This is a genomic window from Enterococcus sp. MMGLQ5-1, from assembly GCF_013155265.1.
Lineage (GTDB): Bacteria > Bacillota > Bacilli > Lactobacillales > Streptococcaceae > MMGLQ5-1.
Window position 1 is genome coordinate 29,253 of record NZ_JABJXU010000001.1, and the last position, 23,197, is coordinate 52,449.

At 36.5% G+C, this 23,197-nt stretch carries 14 protein-coding genes and 1 pseudogene; 12 read left to right on the top strand and 3 right to left on the bottom strand.

Annotated elements, in window-relative coordinates; all coding sequences use genetic code 11:
• Positions 1-18 precede the first annotated feature (18 nt).
• Complete coding sequence (treC, locus tag HOY35_RS00155) at positions 19-1,638, top strand: alpha,alpha-phosphotrehalase (protein WP_172209997.1); 1,620 nt, start codon at positions 19-21, stop codon at positions 1,636-1,638.
• Positions 1,639-1,932: 294 nt separating this feature from the next.
• Here treC and HOY35_RS00160 read toward each other — a convergent pair whose 3' ends face one another.
• A complete protein-coding gene (locus HOY35_RS00160) occupies positions 1,933-3,393 on the bottom strand; it encodes a UDP-N-acetylmuramoyl-L-alanyl-D-glutamate--L-lysine ligase (protein WP_172209998.1) in 1,461 nt (486 codons plus the stop codon).
• Between the two features lie 218 nt (positions 3,394-3,611).
• Between HOY35_RS00160 and HOY35_RS00165 the strand changes: the two genes are divergently transcribed.
• The 4 genes from HOY35_RS00165 (at position 3,612) to HOY35_RS00180 (ending at position 9,399) form a co-directional block, all read left to right on the top strand.
• Positions 3,612-4,577 carry an ornithine cyclodeaminase family protein gene (locus tag HOY35_RS00165; protein ID WP_172209999.1) on the top strand — a complete coding sequence of 322 codons (966 nt, stop codon included), beginning with the start codon at positions 3,612-3,614 and terminating at the stop codon, positions 4,575-4,577.
• 249 nt (positions 4,578-4,826) lie between these two features.
• Complete coding sequence (locus HOY35_RS00170; protein WP_172210000.1) at positions 4,827-6,479, top strand: polysaccharide biosynthesis protein; 1,653 nt, start codon at positions 4,827-4,829, stop codon at positions 6,477-6,479.
• Positions 6,476-7,183, top strand: a complete 708-nt coding sequence (locus HOY35_RS00175; protein ID WP_172210001.1) for a pseudouridine synthase — start codon at positions 6,476-6,478, stop codon at positions 7,181-7,183. The genes HOY35_RS00170 and HOY35_RS00175 overlap by 4 nt, the downstream gene beginning before the upstream one ends.
• A 113-nt stretch (positions 7,184-7,296) precedes the next feature.
• Positions 7,297-9,399, top strand: a complete 2,103-nt coding sequence (locus HOY35_RS00180; RefSeq protein WP_172210002.1) for a penicillin-binding transpeptidase domain-containing protein — start codon at positions 7,297-7,299, stop codon at positions 9,397-9,399.
• 53 nt (positions 9,400-9,452) lie between these two features.
• Here HOY35_RS00180 and HOY35_RS00185 read toward each other — a convergent pair whose 3' ends face one another.
• On the bottom strand, positions 9,453-9,635 hold the full coding sequence (locus tag HOY35_RS00185) for a YjzD family protein (RefSeq protein WP_172210003.1): 183 nt from the start codon (positions 9,633-9,635) through the stop codon (positions 9,453-9,455).
• Between the two features lie 155 nt (positions 9,636-9,790).
• Between HOY35_RS00185 and dnaE the strand changes: the two genes are divergently transcribed.
• The 5 genes and pseudogenes from dnaE (at position 9,791) to HOY35_RS13415 (ending at position 19,459) form a co-directional block, all read left to right on the top strand.
• Positions 9,791-13,003, top strand: a complete 3,213-nt coding sequence (gene dnaE / locus HOY35_RS00190; RefSeq protein ID WP_172210004.1) for a DNA polymerase III subunit alpha — start codon at positions 9,791-9,793, stop codon at positions 13,001-13,003.
• 105 nt (positions 13,004-13,108) lie between these two features.
• Complete coding sequence (gene pfkA / locus HOY35_RS00195) at positions 13,109-14,074, top strand: 6-phosphofructokinase (protein WP_172210005.1); 966 nt, start codon at positions 13,109-13,111, stop codon at positions 14,072-14,074.
• Positions 14,075-14,151: 77 nt separating this feature from the next.
• Entirely contained in the window at positions 14,152-15,651 is a 1,500-nt protein-coding gene (gene pyk / locus HOY35_RS00200) for a pyruvate kinase (RefSeq protein WP_172210006.1), read from the top strand.
• 754 nt (positions 15,652-16,405) lie between these two features.
• A pseudogene (locus tag HOY35_RS00210) lies at positions 16,406-19,030 on the top strand (S8 family serine peptidase); the annotation flags it as partial.
• 33 nt (positions 19,031-19,063) lie between these two features.
• Positions 19,064-19,459, top strand: a complete 396-nt coding sequence (locus HOY35_RS13415) for an S-layer homology domain-containing protein (RefSeq protein WP_249641454.1) — start codon at positions 19,064-19,066, stop codon at positions 19,457-19,459.
• Positions 19,460-19,626: 167 nt separating this feature from the next.
• Here the strand turns inward: HOY35_RS13415 and argR are convergent, their stop codons facing one another.
• Positions 19,627-20,082, bottom strand: a complete 456-nt coding sequence (argR, locus tag HOY35_RS00215) for an arginine repressor (protein WP_172210009.1) — start codon at positions 20,080-20,082, stop codon at positions 19,627-19,629.
• Positions 20,083-20,234: 152 nt separating this feature from the next.
• Between argR and argS the strand changes: the two genes are divergently transcribed.
• Together argS and def are read left to right on the top strand one after the other, a co-directional pair.
• Positions 20,235-21,926: an arginine--tRNA ligase gene (gene argS / locus HOY35_RS00220; RefSeq protein WP_172210010.1), complete on the top strand. Its 1,692-nt coding sequence runs from the start codon at positions 20,235-20,237 to the stop codon at positions 21,924-21,926.
• A 573-nt stretch (positions 21,927-22,499) separates the two neighbouring features.
• Positions 22,500-23,099: a peptide deformylase gene (gene def, locus HOY35_RS00225; RefSeq protein WP_172210011.1), complete on the top strand. Its 600-nt coding sequence runs from the start codon at positions 22,500-22,502 to the stop codon at positions 23,097-23,099.
• Positions 23,100-23,197: the final 98 nt, after the last annotated feature.

Here is a 23,197-nt window from a genome sequence, read left to right on the forward strand (position 1 = left end):
ATATAGAAAGAGAAGACGATGCTAGATAAAACAAAAGTAATCTACCAAATTTACCCCAAATCATTCAAGGATACCAATCAGGATGGGATCGGTGATATTCCAGGGATTATTGAAAAGATACCCTATTTGGCTGAGCTAGGGATTGATATGGTCTGGTTAAATCCAATATTTCCGAGTCCACAAAATGATAACGGTTATGATATTTCTGATTACTGTGCACTAGACCCGGTTTTTGGGACGATGAGTGATTTTGAAGAAATGATTCGCGTTGGCTCACAATATCAAATTGAATTTATGTTTGATATGGTTTTGAATCATGTTTCAACAGAGCATAGCTGGTTCAAAAAAGCTTTGGCGGGTGATGCCTATTATCAAGATTTTTTTATTCTGCGGGAGCAACCAACGGATTGGCAATCTAAATTTGGCGGGAGTGCATGGAGTCAATTTGGAGATACCAATCGTTATTATCTACATCTTTATGATCAAACACAGGCTGACTTAAATTGGCGTAATGAAAATGTCCGCAACGCATTATTTGATGTTGTTAATTTTTGGATGGCAAAAGGCATTCGTGGTTTCCGTTTTGACGTGATTAATGTGATTGGAAAAGATGAGATTTTAAAGGATAACCCAGAAAATGAAGGCAAGGCTGAATATACAGATAAACCAATTACGCACGATTATTTAAAAATGATGAATCAGGCAAGCTTTGGTAAAAATCCCGAAATTATTACAGTTGGCGAGATGAGCTCAACCACTATCGAAAATTGTATTTTGTATACAGCACCAGAGCGTCACGAGTTATCAATGGTCTTTAATTTTCATCACTTAAAGGTTGATTATGCCGACGGGAAAAAGTGGACAATTCAGGACTTTGATTTTCATGCCTTAAAAGAATTATTTCATTCATGGGGCGAGGTAATGAGTGATAATGATGGTTGGAATGCTTTATTTTGGAATAATCATGACCAACCACGAGCACTGAATCGTTTTGTAGATGTCAAAAATTATCGTGTAAAGGGTGCAACAATGCTTGCTTCAAGTATCCATCTTTCACGTGGGACACCCTATGTTTATATGGGTGAAGAAATTGGTATGCTAGATCCGGATTTCGATTCAATTACTGATTACATAGATGTTGAAAGTAGTAATGCATATCAGCTATTACTATCAGAGGGCAAGTCTAAAGCTGAGGCCTTTGAGATTATTAAAGCAAAATCACGTGATAACTCAAGAATACCAATGCAATGGGATAATTCTAAATATGCAGGATTTTCTGATGTGAAGCCATGGCTAAGGATTGGCAATACTTATTCAGAAATCAATGTAGAACAGGCAAAAACAGGCGAAATTTTTAAGTATTATCAAAAATTAATTCATCTGCGGAAAATTTATCCAATTATTCAAGAAGGCACTTATCATGCATTTGCGAAGGATAGCTCAGAAATCTACGGCTTTGAAAGACAACTGGGCAAGCAAAAATTATTAGTCCTAAATAATTTTTTTGCGAAGGCCGTTGAAGCTGAATTGCCTGAGGAATATCGAAAAGGAACGATTTTGATTTCTAATTACGCTACCGAAATTGAAGAAAAAATGATATTACAACCTTATCAAAGTATTGCTATATTGGTTGAATAATCATGATAGATTGAGCCTTATTATGAAAGGCTGACCCAAAAATCTTTTAAAGAAATAACCAGAAAAGAAAAGTCGAACAATCAAGTATCAGTCACGAAAGATACATAATTGATTGTTCGACTTTTTTAGAGCACTCTATAGTGTTAATTGCGCCACGTTTTGAGTTCTGGCTACGCCAGAAGAATGCTTCGCATTCGTTTGCTCCGCAAACCTCAAATCATGTCGCAAAAAAGCTCTCTCCGCTGAAAAGTAAACTTTTCGACTTCGTTCCACTTTTTTATTAATTATTAATTGTTAATTATTAATTATCTCTCTAGCAATCAAGTAATCACCAAGATAAGCTTCATGCTGTCCTGCAACGATTTGATACAAATCAGCCCCCTTACCTGCTAAAATGACCGCATCATCGGCATTACTAGTTAGGCTCAGCGCTGCTTCAATCGCTGCTTTTCGATCAATCAAGATTTCTATTGGTAAATTGGCGGTTATTGCTGCCTTGATTTCTTCAGCAATCGTCATTGGTGACTCATGGTTTGGATCGTCAGCAGTTAGGATGACAATATCAGCTAATCGACTTAAGACATCACCAAAGTCTTTGCGTCTCGATTCGCCTTTATTTCCTGGTGCTCCGATGACCACGATAATTCGTCCAGAATGTGAATTTCTAACCACCTGGATTAAATTTTCCAAGCTAACCTTATTGTGGGCATAGTCAATATAAACTTTAGCGCCATTTTTTTGAATGAGCATCTCCATGCGTCCTGGAACCGTTGTTTTTGTAATCCCTGCTTCAATATCTTCAATCGTTGCCCCAAGCTCAGCTGTCGCCAAGCTAGCAGCAAGCGCATTTTCTTGATTAAATTTGCCAAGCAAGTTGATTCTAAAATGGCCTGATATTATGCCTTTTGTGCTAAAATCAAAATCATTTGATTCGATAATTTTGTTGCTGCTATCATTGTAGTACAGTGTTGGAACGTTTAATTCCTCCCTAAGTAGCTCAATTCCTTGCATTTCAGCATTGACAATCATTTTTTGGCTATTATGTAATAATTGACGTTTACAATAAAAATAATCTTCAAAGGTTGGATGTTCAATTGGTCCAATATGGTCGGGTGAAATATTTAAAAAGACACCAACATCAAAGGTTAATCCGTAAACACGTTTTGTCTTATAGGCTTGTGAAGAAACTTCCATTACTAGATGGGTCATGCCATTATTAACAGCCTTCGCCATCATTTTAAATAAGTCGAGCGATTCTGGCGTGGTTAATTCTGATTTAAAAAAATTTTTACCGTCAAGTGTTGTATTCATCGTTGAGAGCATTGCAACCTGATGCGCTGGATTTTCACTTAAGATTTGATAGGCAAAGTAGGCGCTGGTCGTTTTCCCCTTGGTACCAGTAAATGCTAGTAATTTTAGCTTGTGATTTGGGTAATCATAGAATGCTTGTGCTATTAAACTCATTGCCTGTTTGACATCGTTGACAATGATTGCAGGAATATTGATTTCATAATCCTTTTCGCTAATATAAAATGATAAACCATTTTGGATGGCTTCTTCTAAATAGCTTTTTTTAAAATTTAAGCCCTTGATAAAAAATAAGGCATCATTAGTAACCGTTTTTGAATTATAAGTCAGCTGCTCAAAGGTTTGCTCGTATGGTGCTTGATAATGCCAGCCATCTAACATTTGTATTTCTCTAAAATTTTGATCTGATTTTAAAATTTGAACGATTTGTGTTAATTGAATAGCCATCTTTCACCTCGTAGCGATACTAATAATTTTGCATTTTAACTTAATATTAATTAGTATAACAAATTTTTGGGATTACGCTTTTAATTTTTATTGATTTTGATGGCCAATCATCATAGAAATTTGATAAAGGATAGCACCTTTTAGCTTAAACGGTTATAATATTTAAATGACAATCGCTATTTTTATAGATATATCATTATTTTAGAGTGGAGAAGTCGATGAAAAAATTAACGGAAGAAGAAATATGTCGTTTTTATTCAATGGATGATTGTATTTTAGCGGTCAGTGATGCATTTCGCTATTTTTCAGCTGGAAAAATTCAACTGCCCTTACGAACCAAAATATCCGAAGCAGCAACTGAAGGCACTTATCTTTGTATGCCAGCAAGCTGTGAAGCTTACAACGCTGCTTGTGTAAAAATATTAAATGTTTTTCCTAGAAATGCGCAAAAGCAGCTACCAACAATTCATGCAGAGGTAATTTTGATAAATACGACCACCGGGCAATTTGAAATGATGCTTGACGGTAATTATATAACCCAAATTAGGACGGGTGCTGCCACAGGCGTTGCCTTTGATCTCTTAGCCAATAAAACATGCCAGATTGGCGCATTAATTGGGACGGGTGGGCAAGCCGCAGCACAGCTTGAAGCGATGTTGACGGTTAGAAAATTGGCTGAAATTCGTATTTTTAGTCAGAATAGCCAAAAGACAGCTGTATTCATTGAAAAAATGCAACCCTTAGCTCAAAAATATCACTGTCAGCTCATTCAGTCAAAATCGGGTAATGACGCTGTGACAGCTGCGGATTTGATTGTTACAGTGACTTCATCAATGACTCCTGTTTATGACGCTGATAAGATAAAGAAGGGTGCAACAATATCAGCTGTCGGTTCATATCTCCCTGAGATGCAAGAGACACCGAGTGAACTTTTTGAAAGAATAGATAAAATTTATTTTGATTCAAAGGAAGCTGTACTTGCAGAATCAGGTGATTTGTTAGTACCAATTCAAAAAAAGATTATTTCAAAAAAAGATTTTAATGGTGATATTGGACAAGTCATACTCGGTGAAATTGCAGGCAGAACTTCGGAAGATGAAATTATCTTTTTTAAAACCGTTGGTATTGCAGCACAGGATCTAATAACTGCAAAATCAATTTATAATCAATATCAAAATCAATAAATAATTGATAAAAATGTGCATTTTGAAATCTCATTTTCTGGCGCAAATTGAACTACCGATCATGTATATTATTTTATGTTTAGAATTTTGATTTTTTTAAGACTGCTGCGGAAAATGTGATATAATTCTAAGTTAGAATTAGTAAAAAAATAACGAGTAATTATTATCATTTTTCCTATTTTGATAATAGTTTATTTTAGACATAATTTGATAATTAAGTGACATGATGAATAAGGAGAGAAGGAACTAATGGAGCAGCTTACAGAACAGCAACTTAATGAAGAACGCCAACAAAGTCAAATGGTTAGAGGCTCACTGTGGCTTTCAGCGGGTAATCTGATTTCTCGTTTATTAGGCGCTATCTACATCATTCCTTGGTATGCATGGATGGGCAGCCACGCCAATGAAGCAAACAGTTTATTTGGTATGGGTTATAATGTTTATGCCCTTTTTCTGCTAATCTCAACGGCAGGTATTCCAGCGGCAATTGCTAAGCAAACAGCAAAGTATAATGCTAGAGGCGAATATGCACTATCTAAACGCTTATTTATTCAAACAATTAAAGCAATGTCGCTTTTTGGATTGGTTGCAGCAGTTATTTTATATCTCCTGTCTCCATTGATTGCTAATTTGTCAGGTGGTGGTGCTGCACTAGTACCTGTCATCCGAAGCTTATCTATTGCTGTTTTGATTTTTCCAACAATGAGCGTCATGCGCGGCTTTTTCCAAGGCAATAATAATATGAAGCCATCAGCAATTTCTCAAATTGTTGAGCAAATTGTCCGTGTTATTTGGATGTTAATGACAGCCTTTATGATTATGAAAATCGGACAAGGTGATTATCAAAAAGCAGTTGTTCAATCAACCTTTGCGGCATTTATTGGGATGTTAGCAAGTATGGCCGTTTTACTTTGGTTCTTTAAAAAGGAAAACGAACGCTATAATCAGCTGATTGAAGTGCATGGCGAAGATAATCGAACATTAAATACTAAAGATTTATATATTGATGTGATTCGTCAAGCCATTCCCTTTATCATTGTTGGTAGTGGTATTCAGGTTTTTAAACTAATTGACCAAATTACGTTTATTAATGTCATGCATCTATTTTCAAATTATTCAAAACAGCAGTTATTGACTTTGATGAGTTATTTATCGGCCAATCCTGATAAGTTAACGATGCTAATCATTGCTTTTGCCATCTCAATCGGTGGTACAGGTATTCCGTTAATCACTGAAAATTATGAAAAAAGAAATACAAGAGAGCTTGCAAGATTAATTAATAATAATATTCAGTTATTTTTATTGATTATGTTACCATCTGTTTTTGGAATGATTATTCTAGCAAAACCTCTATATACGTTATTTTATATCACTCCTGTACCATTAGCGGTTAATTTATTGATTTGGAGCACGGTACAAAGCTTGTTTTTAGGATTTTATATGGTCATTGCTACGATGTTGCAAGGTATTTACCAAAATAGAAAAGCAATTCAATATTTTGGAATTGCTGTGCTCATTAAGGTAATTATTCAAATTCCATTGCTATATCTTTTTGAGATTTATGGTGCGGTTATCGCTACATTTATTGGCTTTGGAGTCGCTAATTATTTACTCTATAAAAAGGTGCATCAAATTACCCACTTTAATCGCCAAAAATTATATAAGAGAAGCTTGTTTATTTTGATTTTATCATTAATTATGGCATTGATTGCATGGCTAACTAAAGCGCTTCTATCACTCTTTTTATCAGATGAAAGTCGGATTCAGGCCTTTATTATGATTATTTTGGTCATTATAGTGGCTGTGGCAGTCTATGGACTTTTAGTATTAATAACTGGTATTGGTGAGCAGCTACTTGGTAAAAAGCTAGTGAAGTATAAAAATAAATTGGGTCTCAAATGAAACGGATAGATAAATTATTAGCAGAGCTTAATTTTGGGAGTCGAAAGACTGTTCGTCAAATGATTAAGCAAAAAAGAGTTCAGGTAAACGGCGTTATCATCCAGCAATCAGATTTTAAGATTGCTGAAGTAGATAACCTGGTGGTTGATGGTCAGGTGATTGAGCACCAATCACTCGTTTATTATTTATTGAATAAGCCTAAGGGCTATATTTCGGCAACAGAGGATTTAAGTCAGCGAACGGTTTTAGAACTGATTGACGAATTGGATCGTCGCAAGGGACTGTTTCCGGTTGGTAGACTGGATAAAGATACCACAGGGCTACTAATAATTACCAATGATGGTATGCTGGCACATCAGCTCTTATCACCCAAAAATCATGTTGATAAAGTTTATTTTGCGGAAATTCAAGGTATTGTTTCCGAGCAATTAATTGAAGTATTTGCTGATGGACTGTTGGTTAGTAAAGATTTTAAGGCGTTACCTAGTGAATTAGAAGTATTAAAGAGTGATACTATTTCAGAGATTAAGCTAACGATTCATGAGGGTAAATTTCATCAGGTTAAACGAATGTTTAAAGCTGTTGGCTTAGAGGTGCTTAATTTAGACCGTATCCAAATGAAAGCTTTAACTCTTGGTCAGCTTAAACGGGGCAGCTATCGGAAATTAACTGCAAATGAAATAGAGAGCTTAAAAAATATTTAATTTTTATTGAATAATGTGAAAAGTGCGTTAAACTGAGCACTAGTATATAAAATAATGATAAGATAAATACTTACTGCAGGTGTTTATTGATTAGTCTGAAGAAGGAGTTGTTGATGGCTCGACTAAATTTAAAAAAGAATGCCAATGATGATCAAGGTAAGGTCAAGGTGAAAAAAGGTTTTATTCCTATACGTCTGAATCTTCTCTTTTTTGTTATTTTTCTGTTGTTTGTTACTTTAATTGCTAGATTAGGCTATATGCAAATTATGAATACGCAAAGCTATGTTCAAAAATTAAAAGCCAATACAACACAAACTGTAAAAACTGCAACACCTCGTGGGCAAATCTATGATTCTAAAGGCGTAGCTTTAGTATCAAATGTTGCAAAACCATCAATTGTTTATACACGTGGTAAAAATGTAACCTCAGAGGATATGAGAAAAATTGCTCAAGAGCTAGTAGAGCTTGTACCTTCAATCCAACCATCAGATAATTTGACAGATCGTGATAAGCAGGACTATTGGTTAGCTGATCCAGACAATTTAAAAACGGCGGAAGCACGTGTTCCTGAGAATGAAAAAGTCGACAAGGACGGCAATAATATTTCGACGAGTGATTTTTATAAACTAACAGTGGCTCAGGTGACGGCGGATGAAATTAATTTTTCTGCTGCTGATTTAGCTGCGGCGAGTATTTTTAAAACGATGAATGGCGCAACTACCTTCAATACGGTTTTAATTACCTCGGATAATATTTCAGATACGGATATTGCTGTTATTGGTGAAAATCAAAGCACCTTAACGGGTATTTCCGCATCTACAAACTGGGACCGAAGCTATACGGAGTCTACCTCATTAAGAAGTATTTTAGGTACAATTTCGACTGAAAAAACTGGATTACCTGCTGAAGAGCTAGATGAATATTTAGCCAAGGGCTATTCAAGAAATGATCGAGTTGGTACGAGCTATTTAGAAAAGCAATATGAATCAGAGCTACAGGGCAAAAAATCAGAAACAGAGATTACACTGGATAGCTCTGGTAACATCGTTTCAGAAAAAGAGGTCAGTGAAGGCGCCAAGGGTAATAATTTAAAATTGACGATTGATGTTAATTTTCAAAATAAAGTGGATGAAATATTAACGCGCTGGTTTAATTCGATGCTGAGCAGTGGTAAGGCGAAGTATTCTGAAGGGGTTTACGCAGTTGTGATGGATCCTAATACGGGAGCCGTTTTAGCAATTAGTGGCGTCGCTCATGATTTAAAAACTGGTGCTGTAACTGAAAATGCATTAGGTACGATTAAAAATAACTTTGTACCCGGCTCTGTCGTTAAGGGGGCAACAATAACTGCTGGTTATGAAACAGGGGTTATTACGGGCAATGACACAATTATTGACCAGCCTATTTATCTACAGGGGACAGCGATGAAATCTTCGGTCTTTAATACAAATCGCCAAATTCCATTGACTGCAACTGAAGCACTCCAATGGTCTTCAAATAGCTATATGATGCAGCTTACAATGAAAATGTTAGGCACAAATTATACACCAAATATGGTCGTACCTACTGAAAAGGAGGATCAGGTTTATGAAGAGCTGAGAACTGCTTTTTCTCAATATGGTCTTGGGGTAAAAACTGGTATTGATTTACCAGACGAAGTACCTGGTTATATTGGTGACAACACGACTTCAGATAACTCAATGGCAAATCTATTAGATTTATCCTTTGGACAGTATGATAACTATACAACGATTCAGCTTGCTCAGTATGCGGCAACCGTTGCTAATGGCGGCAAAAAGGTTCAGCCACATGTGGTAGAAGGCATTTATGGGAATAAAACTGATGGCGGCTTGGGTGATGAATTAACTAAAACGGAGACAACAACATTAGGTACAGTGCCTATTACAAGTGAGCAAATGTCTTTAATTCGTCAAGGCTTTTATGATGTGGTACACTCCTCTGGCTATGCAACTGGTACGCTTTTAGCTGATGCAAAATTAACGACAAGTGCCAAGACTGGTACTGCGGAAACTTATGCACAGGATGGTACGGCTTTGGTAAATGCCAATATTGTGGCTTATGCGCCAAGTGAGAATCCTCAAATTGCAATTGGCTTAATGTTCCCAGAATTAACTGATGAAACAGACCAACCAAATAAGAATATTGTGAAGGAAATAATCAATGCTTATGCAGAGATGTATAATGTTACAGGCTAATTAATAAAAAATCATCCGGCTTATCTTGAAATAAGATAGGCTGGATGATTTTTTTAATTTTCTTCTGATTTGTTCGGTACTGCAATCTCTGTAAAAATAATGACTAGGATGGCAAATACAATGGAGAGGAAAAACATTAGCTGCATATTGTTTTCGCCACCTGAAAGTGAGCTTGCAATATAACCAATTACCTGACCAAATATTAACGACCAAAAAAGTACGGTGAAGTATTTCACGGAATCATCTCTTTTCAAATTTTTTCAAATTCATTCTAACACAAAAAAAGGAAATGTAAAAATAATAATGTGCTAAACTATAATTAAGCACAAAAGGCTAATTTTTTTATTATAAAGCATTAATCTATTTTAGACTGATTTGAAAGGAGGCAGCAGTGTTTGTTCAGCTTGAAACGAAAACGAGTTATTCATTATTAGATAGTGTAGTTGGGATAGAGCGCTACGTAGAAGCAGGCCTAGAAAAAGGCTACCGTACTTTAGGTATTATGGATAATAATGCCCTTTACGGCGCTTATAAATTCATTAAGCAAGCGGTTAAAAAGGGGATTCAGCCAGTTGTCGGCTTGACGATTGAAATTTCGATTCAGGAATATAGTATATCAATACATTTAATCGCTCAAAATACAGATGGCTTAAAAAATTTGTTTCAAATATCAACCTTACAAATGACTGAGGGACAACAGAACATTACGACGATTTTACCATTATTAAAGTCAATCGCCGTCATTTTACCATTTAAAAGTAGACTGGATGACTATCAACTTTTAAGCTCGTATTTAACAGATTTTTATCTTGGTGTGTATGTAGAGAGTGATTATTCTTTAATTGAATCAATACCACAGCAGCAAATTCCTTTAAAAACAGTTAGATTTATTGAGCCAAAAGAGAGCGATGCCTTTGAAGTGATTCAGCAAATTAAAAAGCAGACAGTTTTGGCAGATTCAGAGCAGCTAATGGTGCATCAAGCCTACTTACCAGAACCAATATTCGAGACTGAACGCTTCAAAGCTCAAGGCTTTACTAATTTTAAGCCACTTAGGGCGCTGATTGAGACAATTAAGTATGATTTACCGAAAGCACATCATTTGCCTAAATTTTCAGCAGGCAATTCGGCGCAATTGCTACGTCAACTTTGTTTTGAAGGCTTGAAGCGACTTTCAATTGACTCAGAGCAGTATCATCAAAGATTGGAAATTGAATTGAGCACAATTCATAGAATGAATTATGATGATTATTTTTTAATTGTCTGGGATTTATTACAATTTGGTAAAAAAAATCATTATTATACTGGCATGGGGCGTGGCTCAGCGGTTGGCTCATTGGTTGCTTATGCTCTAGAAATTACTCATATTGATCCAGTCAAGCACCAGCTACTCTTTGAACGTTTTTTAAATCCTGAGCGCTTTTCAATGCCAGATATTGATATTGATATTCCGGATATTGTTAGAGATCAGTTTATCCAATATGTCTATCAAAAATATGGCGCGGGCTATGTCGCACAAATTACGACGTTTGGTACCTTCGGTGCAAAAATGGCATTAAGAGATGTCGCGCGTGTCTTCGGTTTATCAATGAATGAAGCACTCTCGCTTTCCAAATTGGTCCCGGCAGGTGAATATGGCCGAAAAGTTGGCTTAAAGCAAGCTTATCAAAATAAACATTTTGCAGAAAAAATCAATCAACGCCCAATCTATCAAAAAATTTTTCAGATTGCCTCGCTTTTAGAGGGATTACCAAGGCATACATCAACTCATGCGGCGGGAGTTATTTTAAGTGACGTGCCACTAAATCAATTTTTACCGCTTCAGGCGGGTAATGCTGAGGTTGAAAACACGCAGTTTGATATGTATGATGTTGAAGCGATTGGACTTTTAAAAATGGATTTCTTAGGGTTGAGAAATTTAACTTGGGTTCAAAAAATGCGTGAAATGGTTGAGAAATATCAGCATCAAAAAGTAGATTTATATCGGCTTAATTTTGAAGATGAAAATGTTTTAAAAGCATTTGCTCAAGGTAACACGATAGGTATTTTCCAATTTGAAGCCGCAGGTATGCGTGAGATGCTAAAGAGAATGCAGCCAGTCAAATTTGAGGATTTGGTTTCGGCAACCTCGATTTATCGACCGGGGCCGTCACAAAACATTGAAAGCTTTATTAGACGCCGTAAAGGACAGGAAGCAATTTCCTATTATGATGACTCGATTGCTGAATTATTAAAATCAACATCGGGTATCATACTCTATCAAGAACAAATTATGCAAATTGCCTCCAAATTTGCGGGCTTCTCATTGGGGAAAGCCGATTTATTACGTCGCGCAATTGGCAAAAAGAAGCAAAAGGAAATGCAGTCTTTACGCCAAGATTTTGTTCAGGGCGCAATCCAGAACGGACATACAGTAGCTAAAGCTGATGAAATTTTTGATTTAATTGAACGCTTTGCAAATTATGGCTTCAATCGTTCTCATGCTTATGCCTATGCCGCGGTTGCATTTCAGCTCATGTATTTTAAAGTCTACTATAAGGCAACTTTTTATCAGGTATTGCTAAATGATACAGGCAATGATAAAAAGAAGCGTATCCAGTTTCTAACAGATGCAATAGAGAATCATTTAAAAGTTGAATTACCGAATATTAACACAATTCATCTAGGTTATCTTGGTGGAAAAGCATTGCAAATTGGCTTGATTGGTATTAATGGTTTTAATCGTGAACTGGCACGGACAATAATTCAATTGCGAAAAGAACGACAATTCAGTAATCTTGATGATTTTATTGTCCGCTTAGTTGCAGCTAATGAGCGTCTTACAACAGTTGAAAATTTAACGCCACTGATTCAATTAGGGCTATTAGATAATTTTCAGACTAATCGGAGGATGCTAATTAATGCTCTGGATAAGTATATAACCAATGCCAAATTGGTGAATGGAACCAATGCAAGCTTTTTAATGTCGGATTTGCCGATTAAGCAGGAAGCTTGTGATGACTATACTTTAAATGAGCGAATGCAGTTTGAACGTGATTACCTATCAATCCAATTAATTGAGAGTCCATTAAAGCAATTAGCTAGTGTGCTAGGTCATCAAATTGATTACATTGCCAGCTTGAAAGATCAGCAAGAGGTGCAGCTTTTAGTGGAAATTATAGAGCTTAAAACATACAAAACTAAGAAGAATAATGAAACGATGGCTCGCCTTAAACTACAAGATTTAAGAGGTGAAATCGAAGCTGTTCTTTTTCCAGCAGAATATCGAGCGCAAATTCAAAAGATTGATTGTGATGGTCCATATTTCTTAGTTAGTGGTAGTGCAAGGCAAAATCGTGAACATTTAGAGATTATCGTACGAAATGTTCAAGGGATTTCTCAAAATCAAAGACTTTGGTTAAAGGTAGAAACGCTTGAAGCAAGTTTAATAGCAAAAATTAAAAGTATTTGTAACCAATATCGGGGCACTATTCCAGTGTTTATATTTGAAGTAAGTAAGAAACGGACAGAGGTTATGAATCGTATCTTTGTTAATTCAGCTTTAGACTTAATTAATAATTTAAAAGAGATAGGGGTGGAAAGCGTTTTCAGAAAAAAAGATTGAAAAACAATATAATTTCTAAGTAAATTCAAGACAATTAGTTGAATAAATGCTAAAATGAATTAGTCGAAATGAAATATTTCATAATAAAAATATTGAGGTGAAGAGATGAAACGCATCGCAGTTTTAACGAGTGGCGGAGATGCCCCAGGTATGAACGCTGCTATTCGTGCGGTAGTACGTCAAGGTATTTATGAAGGCATGGAAGTATACGGTATTAATTACGGATACGCTGGTATGGTTGCAGGAGATATTTTTCCACTACGCATTGAAGATGTAGGAGATAAAATCCAACGTGGTGGTACTTTCCTATACTCTGCACGTTATCCAGAATTTGCAACACTTGAAGGACAACTTGCAGGCATTGAGCAATTAAAGAAACATGGTATTGAAGGTGTTGTTGTTATTGGAGGAGACGGTTCCTATCATGGTGCTATGCGCCTTACTGAACATGGTTTTCCTGCAGTTGGTGTGCCCGGAACGATTGATAATGACATTCCAGGTACAGACTATACAATTGGTTTTGATACCGCAGTAAATACAGCTTTAGAGAGCTTAGATCGTTTGCGTGATACAGCAACCTCTCATATTCGTACCTTTGTTGTTGAGGTTATGGGTCGTGGCGCTGGTGACATTGCATTATGGGCAGGTGTTGCTTGTGGTGCGGATGACATTATTGTTCCTGAGTATAATTTTGATGTCAAAGAGGTCGTTGGGCGCATTCAAGCCGGTCATAAGCGTGGTAAAAAGCATACCTTAATTGTACTTGCTGAAGGTGTTATGGGTGGTGCAGAGCTTGCTGAACAATTGAAAGCAAATGGCGATGAATCTGACCTGCGTGTCTCTATCTTGGGGCATATCCAACGTGGTGGTTCTCCAACAGCTCGTGACCGTGTTTTAGCTTCAAAATTTGGTTCGTACGCTGTTCAACTGCTTAAAGCTGGTAAGGGTGGTCGTGCAATTGGTGTTTCTAAAGAAAAAATGGTAGATTATGATATCATTGATGCTTTGACAAACCATAAGCACGAAGCTGATTTGTCATTGTATGAATTGAATCACAGACTTTCAATCTAGTCTGAATGTTTTGAATGTTGATGAACCAGTTTAAAACTGGAAATAAGTTTTCTTACAGAAAGAAGGATAAAGACAGAATGAAAAGAGTAAAAATTGTTGCAACATTAGGACCAGCGGTAGAAATTCGTGGCGGTAAAAAATTTGGTGATGATGGTTATTGGGGCGAAAAACTTGATGTTGAAGCTTCAGCACAAAATATTGCTAAATTAATTCACGAAGGTGCTAATGTTTTTCGTTTTAACTTTTCACATGGTGACCATGCTGAACAAGGTGAACGTATGGCTGTCGTTCGTCGTGCAGAAGAAATTGCTGGTCAAAAGGTTGGTTTCTTATTAGATACTAAAGGTCCTGAAATTCGTACTGAATTATTTGATGGTGATGCTAAAGAGTTTGCTTATAAGACTGGTGACAAGCTTCGTGTTGCAACAAAACAAGGCTTGAAATCTACTAAAGATGTTATCGCATTGAATGTTGCGGGTGGTCTTGATATCTTTAATGATGTTGAAATCGGTCAAACTATTTTAGTTGATGATGGTAAATTAGGTTTAACTGTTGATGATAAAGACATTGTTACTCGTAATTTTGAAGTAACTGTTCAAAATGATGGCGTGATTGCTAAGCAAAAGGGTGTTAATATTCCAAATACTAAAATTCCTTTCCCAGCACTAGCAGAACGTGATAACGCTGATATTCGTTTTGGTTTAGAACAAGGTCTTAATTTTATCGCTATTTCATTTGTACGCTCTGCAAAGGACGTCAATGAGGTTCGTGCCATTCTTAAAGAAACTGGTAATACTCATGTTCAATTATTCCCTAAAATTGAAAATCAACAAGGTATTGATAATATCGATGAAATCATCGCTGTTTCTGACGGAATTATGATTGCCCGTGGTGATATGGGAATCGAAGTACCATTTGAAATGGTACCAGTTTATCAAAAACAAATTATTAAGAAATGTAACGAAGCAGGTAAAGCTGTTATTACAGCAACTAATATGCTTGAAACGATGACAGATAAGCCTCGTGCAACTCGTTCAGAAATTTCTGATGTTTTCAATGCTGTAATTGATGGTACAGATGCAACTATGCTTTCTGGTGAATCTGCTAATGGTAAATATCCTGTTGAATCTGTTCGTACAATGGCGACTGTTGATAAAAATGCTCAAGGATTGTTGAAGGAATACGGACGTACTTCATTTAGAAATTATGACCGCTCTGATGTGACAGAAGTTGTGGCTTCAGCTGTTAGAGATTCAACTAAATATATGGACATTAAATTGGTTGTTGCAATTACAGAATCTGGTAATACAGCACGTTTAATTTCTAAATATCGCCCAGAAGCAGATATCTTAGCAATTACATTTGATGAAAAAATTGAACGTGGCTTAATGATTAACTGGGGTGTTAACCCAATGCTAACTGAAAAACCTTCATCAACAGATGATATGTTTGATGTTGCTGAAAAATATGCTTTAGAGAGTGGTTTAGTTTCTTCTGGTGACAATATCGTTATCGTTGCTGGTGTACCTGTAGGTTCAGGTCGTACTAATACAATGAGAATCAGAACGATTAAATAATTAATTGATTCAAGTCTTTTTCCGAAAGGAGAAAGGCTTTTTTTTTTTTTTTTGTGTATAAAAATGGTGTAAGGATACGATCATACGGCTTGATGGTCGAATTTTCTTTTGGAATTAGATTAACTTTAGATTAAAATAATGTTAAAATTTAATTAGACTAAAGGCTGTTTTGAGCTTTGCTGAATAATAAATTTAGCTTAAACAATTTTTTTAGGAGATGATTTAATGGAAAGCTGTAAAATTGATTTAATTTTAATGATTGCGATAGTGATGCATTTTCTTATTGGTGATATTTCATTTTTATCTAAGAAATCACAAATAGCAATTAATTTAGTAAGACTGTGACAGTCTGCCTGTCACAAACTGACTTATAAAATCAGCTACAAAATAATCCAATTGTTGAATTTTAGAAAGAGAGGACTCGATTATGTCTCATAAAAACAAAAATATTAAATTTTTAATATTGCTTTTTGGCATCTTTTCTTTTTTTGGAATACCTTCAAAGGCGAGTGCAAAAATTATTTGGAATAATCAAATGCCCCCCAGCAATAGTTTCAGTCGTCAATCAATCCCAGCTGATATTCCGAACGATAATGAGAAAAGACGCTTTATTATTGTCTATCATTCGCAATCTATTGAAGTAACTGAAGAAATTATAGAAATTACTGATAAGGCACCCATTTTTGAATATGATGAGGTGATGACGGGTGTTGCGACTGAGGCAACTGTTGAAGCAATCCTCGAGGTTGAAAAAATGCCTGAGGTTGCCTATATTGTCGAAGATTTTAAGCTTTACACGCTAGATACGAGAGGTAATGACCTAGCTGGTATTTCAGCTTATCAAGCATTGAGTAATGATAAGGGGTCAGGATTAGCGGTTGCGGTGATTGATGATGGGGTCAATTATTCACATTCAGCTTTTTTTAAAACGCCTGCCAACCCTAAAATTACTTCTGGTGCGTTAGATAATAAAGGCACTTATATCAGTGATAAAATTCCGTTTAGCTATAGCTATTTAGATAGTGGTAGTAAGACTCAAACTCAAGCAGGTGCACATGGCAGTAATGTCGCAGGAATTATTGCTGCTGACAGTAGTAACGCTTATCAGGGCGGGATTCCAGATGCACAACTCATTAATCTGCAAGCACTCAATCCAGCAAATGGTGAAGGCACTCTCTCAGGAGTTATCGCAGCAGTTAACGATGCGGTTAGTTTAAATGTTGACGTGATTAATATGTCTCTTGGCGTAGGGGAGCAAACAGGGCATATTGCAGTATTAGAAAATGTAGTGAATGCTGCAAGAAGTCATGGCATAATTGTGGCATGTGCGGCGGGGAATGAATCCTCAGCCAATTTTTATCCTGCGCCCAAGCTAGACCTCAAAGCATAGTGGACTGTCAATAGCCCAAGTCTTGCCATAGGGGCAATTAGTGTTGCTGCGAGTGGACTAGATAGCGAAATGGCGGATTATTCCTCATGGGGTGGCAACACTGAGTTAGACTTTAAGCCAGAAATCACAGCATTTGGTGGTGGCGGTAAGAATGCCTCTGATTATGCCTATGGGCCACACACAGACAACAGCTCCTATAATGGCATGGCAGGTACGAGTCAAGCAACACCGCTAGTTTCTGCCAGCGCTGGTTTGGTCAAAAAAGCATTAAGTGCTTATTATTCAGGGAAGGAATTGGCGGATAAGGTTGATTTGGCACTGATTAATACATCGCAGCCTTTAATGGAAGTGGCAGAGCAGCCATATTCACCTAGAAAACAAGGCGCAGGGCTCATTCAAGTTCAAAGGGCGATTCAAAATAAGGTTGAACTGACTGATATCGCCAGTTCAAGCGATACGCAATCTGACGGTATTTTGGAGCTAAAGCAAATAACTTCGAGGCTGATTACGCGTCAAATCAATCTAAAAAATACAAGCAGTACACCGATGTCTTATCACTGGAAAGATTTGGGCGTTTATAAAAATGCTGATAGCATTTCAGCCAATCAAGCCTTAACAGATGTTGCGGTCAATTATTCTGAGGTCTTTATCAAAGATGCAAAAGGGTATCTCACTGAAAATACGGACACCATTACTGTTCCAGCTAACGCTTCAATCGATTTAACGGTGGAAATTAATGTCAGTGGTGATTTTTCTGGAAATAATTTTATTGAAGGCTTTATTCGTCTAGTGCCAATAGGTTCTGATGAAGTAGAAATTGGGGTTCCCTTTATGGGATTTGCAGATAATTTACCTCAGACAGTTACTGCAACTTTTGATGCTAATGGTGGCACGATTGTTGATTTGGCAACCCGAAAAGCTGAAATCAATACTTATCTTGGTAATTTGCCTCAAGCCAATTACTCAGAAAAATCATTCTTAGGTTGGTATACCTCAAGAAATGGTGGTGAAAAGATTAGTGAACGAACCAAAATAGCTGCCAGCACAACCTATTATGCAAGATGGGATCGACTATTTACATTAAACATCAATAAGGATAACAGCCCATGGCAAAATCATAATAAACAATTTACGCTCAAACAAGATACAAACATTATAGCAACAAGCACGATTTTAGAGGGTAATCCGGTGTTTACTAATGTCCTTGATGGCAACTATGATTTATATGAAGGCGCTAAGAAGCTCATCTCGCAATTAACGGTAACCAATGATGCCACTCAAACGCTAGATTACTACACAGTTTCGTTTGATACTAATGGCGCAGAAAGTAATGTACCAATCAGTCAAATTGTCTATAAAGGCAAGACTTGCGACATTCCAAGTAATCAGCCAGTCAAAAAGGGTTATGATTTTGTTAAATGGGTGACTGTAGATGGCAGTACGGCCTTTGATTTTTTGAATATCGTTACTGCTAAAACAGCTTATGCCAAATGGCAAGTGATTACCTATCCAATTTCTTATGAGCTAGATGGTGGCACGAATTTTAGTAATCCGCCATCAAGCTATACGGTTGAAACAAGCACAATCACTCTAGCTAATCCAACCAAACAGGGCTTCAGCTTTGATGGTTGGTACCAAGAGGCAGAGTTTACAACTAAAGTAACTGAAATCCGTCGTGGTTCATTCGGAGCCATCACTTTATTTGCTAAGTGGCGTCAAAATCAAACTGGGAATAGTGAAGGCTCTTCTGGCAATGAAGACCAGCCAACAGAAGAAAAGCCTGTTGAGCAAATGCCATCAGAAGAGAAGCCTAATCAAGAAATACCATCAGTATCAGTAGAAGAACCAATTATTCGTTTTTCAGACATTGTCTCATTAAATCAAGAGTCGATTTCAGCGATTCAGTGGTTAGTCGATCAGCAGATTACGACGGGGTATCAGAGCAATAATAATAATGTTCGGATGTTTGGTCCTCATGACACTTTGACAAGAGGACAAATGGTGACATTCTTGTATCGTTTTATGGGTCAACCATTTATTTCTAAAACGTCTACCTCATTTGTAGATATTTCAAATTGCAGTGAAGAATTTAAAACGGCAATTGCTTGGGCAAAAGAAGGAGGCATTACAACGGGCTATAATAAATTCTATTTTGGACCGAATGATTCAATCACACGTGAGCAAATTACAGCCTTTTTATATCGACTTGCCGATAGTCCAAAAGTCACAAGTAAAACTACATTTACAGACATTAGTCAGGAATCTCAATTTTATAATTCAATTACTTGGTTAAGTAGTCAGGGCGTGATTAAGGGCTACAATTCTCAGCAATTTGGACCAACAGATTTTACAACGCGTGAACAGATGGCATTGATTATTAAACGATTTAATGATGCGGACATAGTCAAGCATAGCTAAGTATTATTGACTTACAAAAGATAATCAATAGATAAAGGTATTAAGATTCACAACAATTAAGGCTTTTTCCTTAAATCATCGTGTAGCAGAATCTTAATACCTAGCGTTATATTTTAGTTGATATGCTTATCTTAGAATTAAAAGCTTAAAAAAAGCTTAGCTGAGCCTTAAGCTAAACTTATTTGTGCTTCAATTATTTGCTTCAATTCACTTGCGTATTGTTCATTTTTGGTGATTAATAGTATGGTATCTGCACCAGCAATTGTACCAACAAGACCAGAAATTTCGCTTTCGTCTAAAATAGATGCCAATGCGTTGGCGTCACCAATCGCTGTTTTGATCACTAGAACAAATTCTGCCTGTGAAATGCTTAAGACAAATGTTTTATAGGCTGCATCAAGCTCAAAACCGACTTGCTCACTTTCTTGCTTTAGTAAGCTATAAAAGGTCTGATTATCTTCACGAAGCTTCACAATACCAATCTCTCTGATATCTCTAGAAATTGTGGCTTGGGTTGCATTAATACCGTTTTTTTTTATTGCACTTAATAGCTCTTCTTGCGTGCCGATTTTATTGGCTTGAATAATATTTTTGATGACCTGTTGACGTTCATTTTTTTTCATAAAATCACCCTAACTGAAAAGTATAGTCTATTCAATAAAGACCTCTCATATATTTATTATACATTTTTTTGAATAAAAACACATTTTAAACTTCGGAAAATATATTGGAAATATGTTAAAATAAAATGATTAAGAAATAAGGAGTAAGGTAGATGAATGAAAGAGCACTGGTTGCAAAAAATTTATTTCAAGTTTTAAATGAGTATCTAACACCTGAGGAAATTGAACAGCTATTAGAAAAACCGAAATCCAAAGAGCATGGCGATGTTGCATTTCCAACTTTTGTCTTAGCTAAAGTCTTGAGAAAGGCGCCTCAAGTGATTGCCAAAGAAATTGCTGAAAAATTAAACTCAGATGATTTTGAAAAAATTGAGGTAGTTGGTCCATATTTAAATTTTTTCTTAAATAAAATAAAAGTAAGCCATGACGTTCTGAGCCAAATTATTACCGAAGAAGAAGCATATGGGAGCGCTACAATTGGTGCGGGTGAAAATATTGTGATTGATATGAGTAGTCCCAATATCGCCAAGCCTTTTTCAATGGGACACCTTCGTTCGACTGTTATCGGTAATGCCTTATCAAATATTTCTCAAAAGCTTGGTTATCAGACGATTAAGATTAATCACCTCGGTGACTGGGGGACACAGTTTGGCATGCTAATTACCGCCTATAAGAAGTGGGGCACTAAGGCGGCAATAGATGCTAATCCAATCAATGAATTATTGGCGCTTTATGTTAAAATCAATAAGCTAGCAAAGGAAGACCCTACTTTAAAAGATGAGGCAAGAGCTTGGTTTAAAAAATTAGAAGATGGCAATGAAGAAGCAATTGAGTTATGGAATTGGTTTAAATCGGAAAGCTTAAAAGAGTTTAATCGCATTTATCAATTGCTTTCTGTCAATTTTGATTCATATAACGGTGAGGCATTTTATAATGATAAAATGTCAGAAATAGTCGATCTTTTGGCAGAAAAAGCATTGCTTACTGAGTCTCAAGGTGCAACCATTGTTGATTTGGAGCGCTATGATTTATTACCGGCACTAATAAAAAAATCTGATGGTGCAACGCTTTATATTACACGTGATCTTGCTGCTGCGGTTTATCGGAAGCGGACCTATCATTTCAAAAAAGCTTTATACGTTGTCGGAAATGAACAATCTGGACATTTTAAGCAGTTGAAGGCTGTCATCAAAGAAATGGGCTACGATTGGTCTGAGCAAATTACACATGTTCCTTTTGGCTTGATTACTAAAGATGGTAAAAAGCTATCGACACGTGAGGGTAATGTTGTCTTGCTAGAAGAGGTGCTTAATGAGGCTGATCAACGCGCGTTAAATTTGATTTTAGAAAAAAATCCAAACTTACCAAACCCAGATTTGACCGCCCACCAAGTCGGAACAGGTGCAGTGATTTTCCATGATTTGAAAAATGATCGCCTTAATAATTTTGATTTTAATTTAGATGAGGTTGTCCAATTTGAAGGTGAAACGGGACCTTATGTTCAATACACAAGAGCGAGAAGTATTAGTATTCTAAATAAGGCGAATTTTAAGCCAGATCAATTGGCTAATTATTATTTAGAGGATGCTGAAAGCTGGGAGGTTATCAAGCTGCTTCAGGCATTTCCAGAGGTGGTAAAAAGGGCTTTTGATAAGCTGGAGCCTTCGGTCATTGCCAAGCATGCGATTCAATTAGCACAGACCTTTAATAAATATTATGCTCATGTGCGTATTTTGGATGACAATGAGGAAAAGGAATCACGTTTGGCCTTGGTGTATGCAGTGCAAATTGTCTTAAAAACAGATTTGACGCTACTCGGTGTGTCAAGCCCAGATCAAATGTAATTTTTTTAACTAAGGTGCTAAATGTACTCGCTTGTGATTTTTCAAAAATCACAGTGCATTTAGTCCGTTTCGAGATTGTCAAAGCAAGGTCACTCAGCTTTTTTGAAATCCAGCTTCGTGACCTTGACAGTGCTCTTTCGAAACATTTTATTTTTTCAATAACTCAGCTAAAACGCTAAAGCGTTAAGCTTCGTTTATTTTAAAATATAATGTTTACCGTTCGAGATTGTCAAAGCAAGGTCACTCAGCTTTTTTGAAATCCAGCTTCGTGACCTTGACAGTGCTCTTTCGAAACATTTTATTTTTTCAATAACTCAGCTAAAACGCTAAAGCGTTAAGCTTCGTTTATTTTAAAATATAATGTTTACCGTTCGAGATTGTCAAAGCAAGGTCACTCAGCTTTTTTGAAATCCAGCTTCGTGACCTTGACAGTGCTCTTTCGAAACATTTTATTTTTTCAATAACTCAGCTAAAACGCTAAAGCGTTAAGCTTCGTTTATTTTAAAATATAATGTTTACCGTTCGAGACTGTCAAAGCAAGGTCACTCAGCTTTTTATGATTAGAGGAGAAAAATGTCAGTACTAGAAAATTTAATTCAAACAGACCATAAAATTGATATGGATGATATCATTCGTGAGGGTAATCCAACCTTAAGAGCAGTAGCTAAACCAGTTGAGCTCCCCTTATCAGCTGATTTAGTCCAATTAGGCGATAAAATGCTAGAATTTTTGATTAATTCTCAAGATGCTGAAATTGCTGAAGAAATGGGGCTTAGAGGCGGTGTCGGTTTAGCGGCGCCGCAGCTTGATTTATCAATTCGAGTCATTGCAGTACATGTACCAAGTGCTGATCCAGAGGTTAAGGTGCCACAGCTATCTACTGTGATGTATAATCCAAAGGTTATTTCACATTCAGTAATTGATGCTTGTTTAGCCGATGGAGAGGGCTGTCTCTCGGTTGACCGTGAGGTGCCAGGCTATGTTGTACGACATGCAAGATTAACCGTAAGATATATTGATCAAGCTGGTGAGGAAAAGACCTTGAAATTAAAAGGCTATCAAGCAATTGTTGTTCAGCATGAACTAGATCATATTAATGGGATTTTATTTTATGATCATATTAATTCAGAGGCACCTTTTAGCATAGCTGAGGCTGTTCAAATTATTGAATAGTTTATTAAACTACACGGAAAATTACGTGTAGTTTTTTTTGTTTTCTTTGATTTTTCACTATTGTAAACGTTCCCACCTTATGTTAATATTGCCTTAGG

Coding starts and splice junctions, on each gene's coding strand:
- treC (WP_172209997.1), top strand. CDS start 19: ATGCTAGATAAAACAAAAGTAATCTACCAAATTTACCCCAAATCATTC.
- HOY35_RS00160 (WP_172209998.1), bottom strand. CDS start 3,393: ATGGCTATTCAATTAACACAAATCGTTCAAATTTTAAAATCAGATCAA.
- HOY35_RS00165 (WP_172209999.1), top strand. CDS start 3,612: ATGAAAAAATTAACGGAAGAAGAAATATGTCGTTTTTATTCAATGGAT.
- HOY35_RS00170 (WP_172210000.1), top strand. CDS start 4,827: ATGGAGCAGCTTACAGAACAGCAACTTAATGAAGAACGCCAACAAAGT.
- HOY35_RS00175 (WP_172210001.1), top strand. CDS start 6,476: ATGAAACGGATAGATAAATTATTAGCAGAGCTTAATTTTGGGAGTCGA.
- HOY35_RS00180 (WP_172210002.1), top strand. CDS start 7,297: ATGGCTCGACTAAATTTAAAAAAGAATGCCAATGATGATCAAGGTAAG.
- pfkA (WP_172210005.1), top strand. CDS start 13,109: ATGAAACGCATCGCAGTTTTAACGAGTGGCGGAGATGCCCCAGGTATG.
- pyk (WP_172210006.1), top strand. CDS start 14,152: ATGAAAAGAGTAAAAATTGTTGCAACATTAGGACCAGCGGTAGAAATT.
- HOY35_RS13415 (WP_249641454.1), top strand. CDS start 19,064: ATGGGTCAACCATTTATTTCTAAAACGTCTACCTCATTTGTAGATATT.
- argR (WP_172210009.1), bottom strand. CDS start 20,082: ATGAAAAAAAATGAACGTCAACAGGTCATCAAAAATATTATTCAAGCC.
- argS (WP_172210010.1), top strand. CDS start 20,235: ATGAATGAAAGAGCACTGGTTGCAAAAAATTTATTTCAAGTTTTAAAT.
- def (WP_172210011.1), top strand. CDS start 22,500: ATGTCAGTACTAGAAAATTTAATTCAAACAGACCATAAAATTGATATG.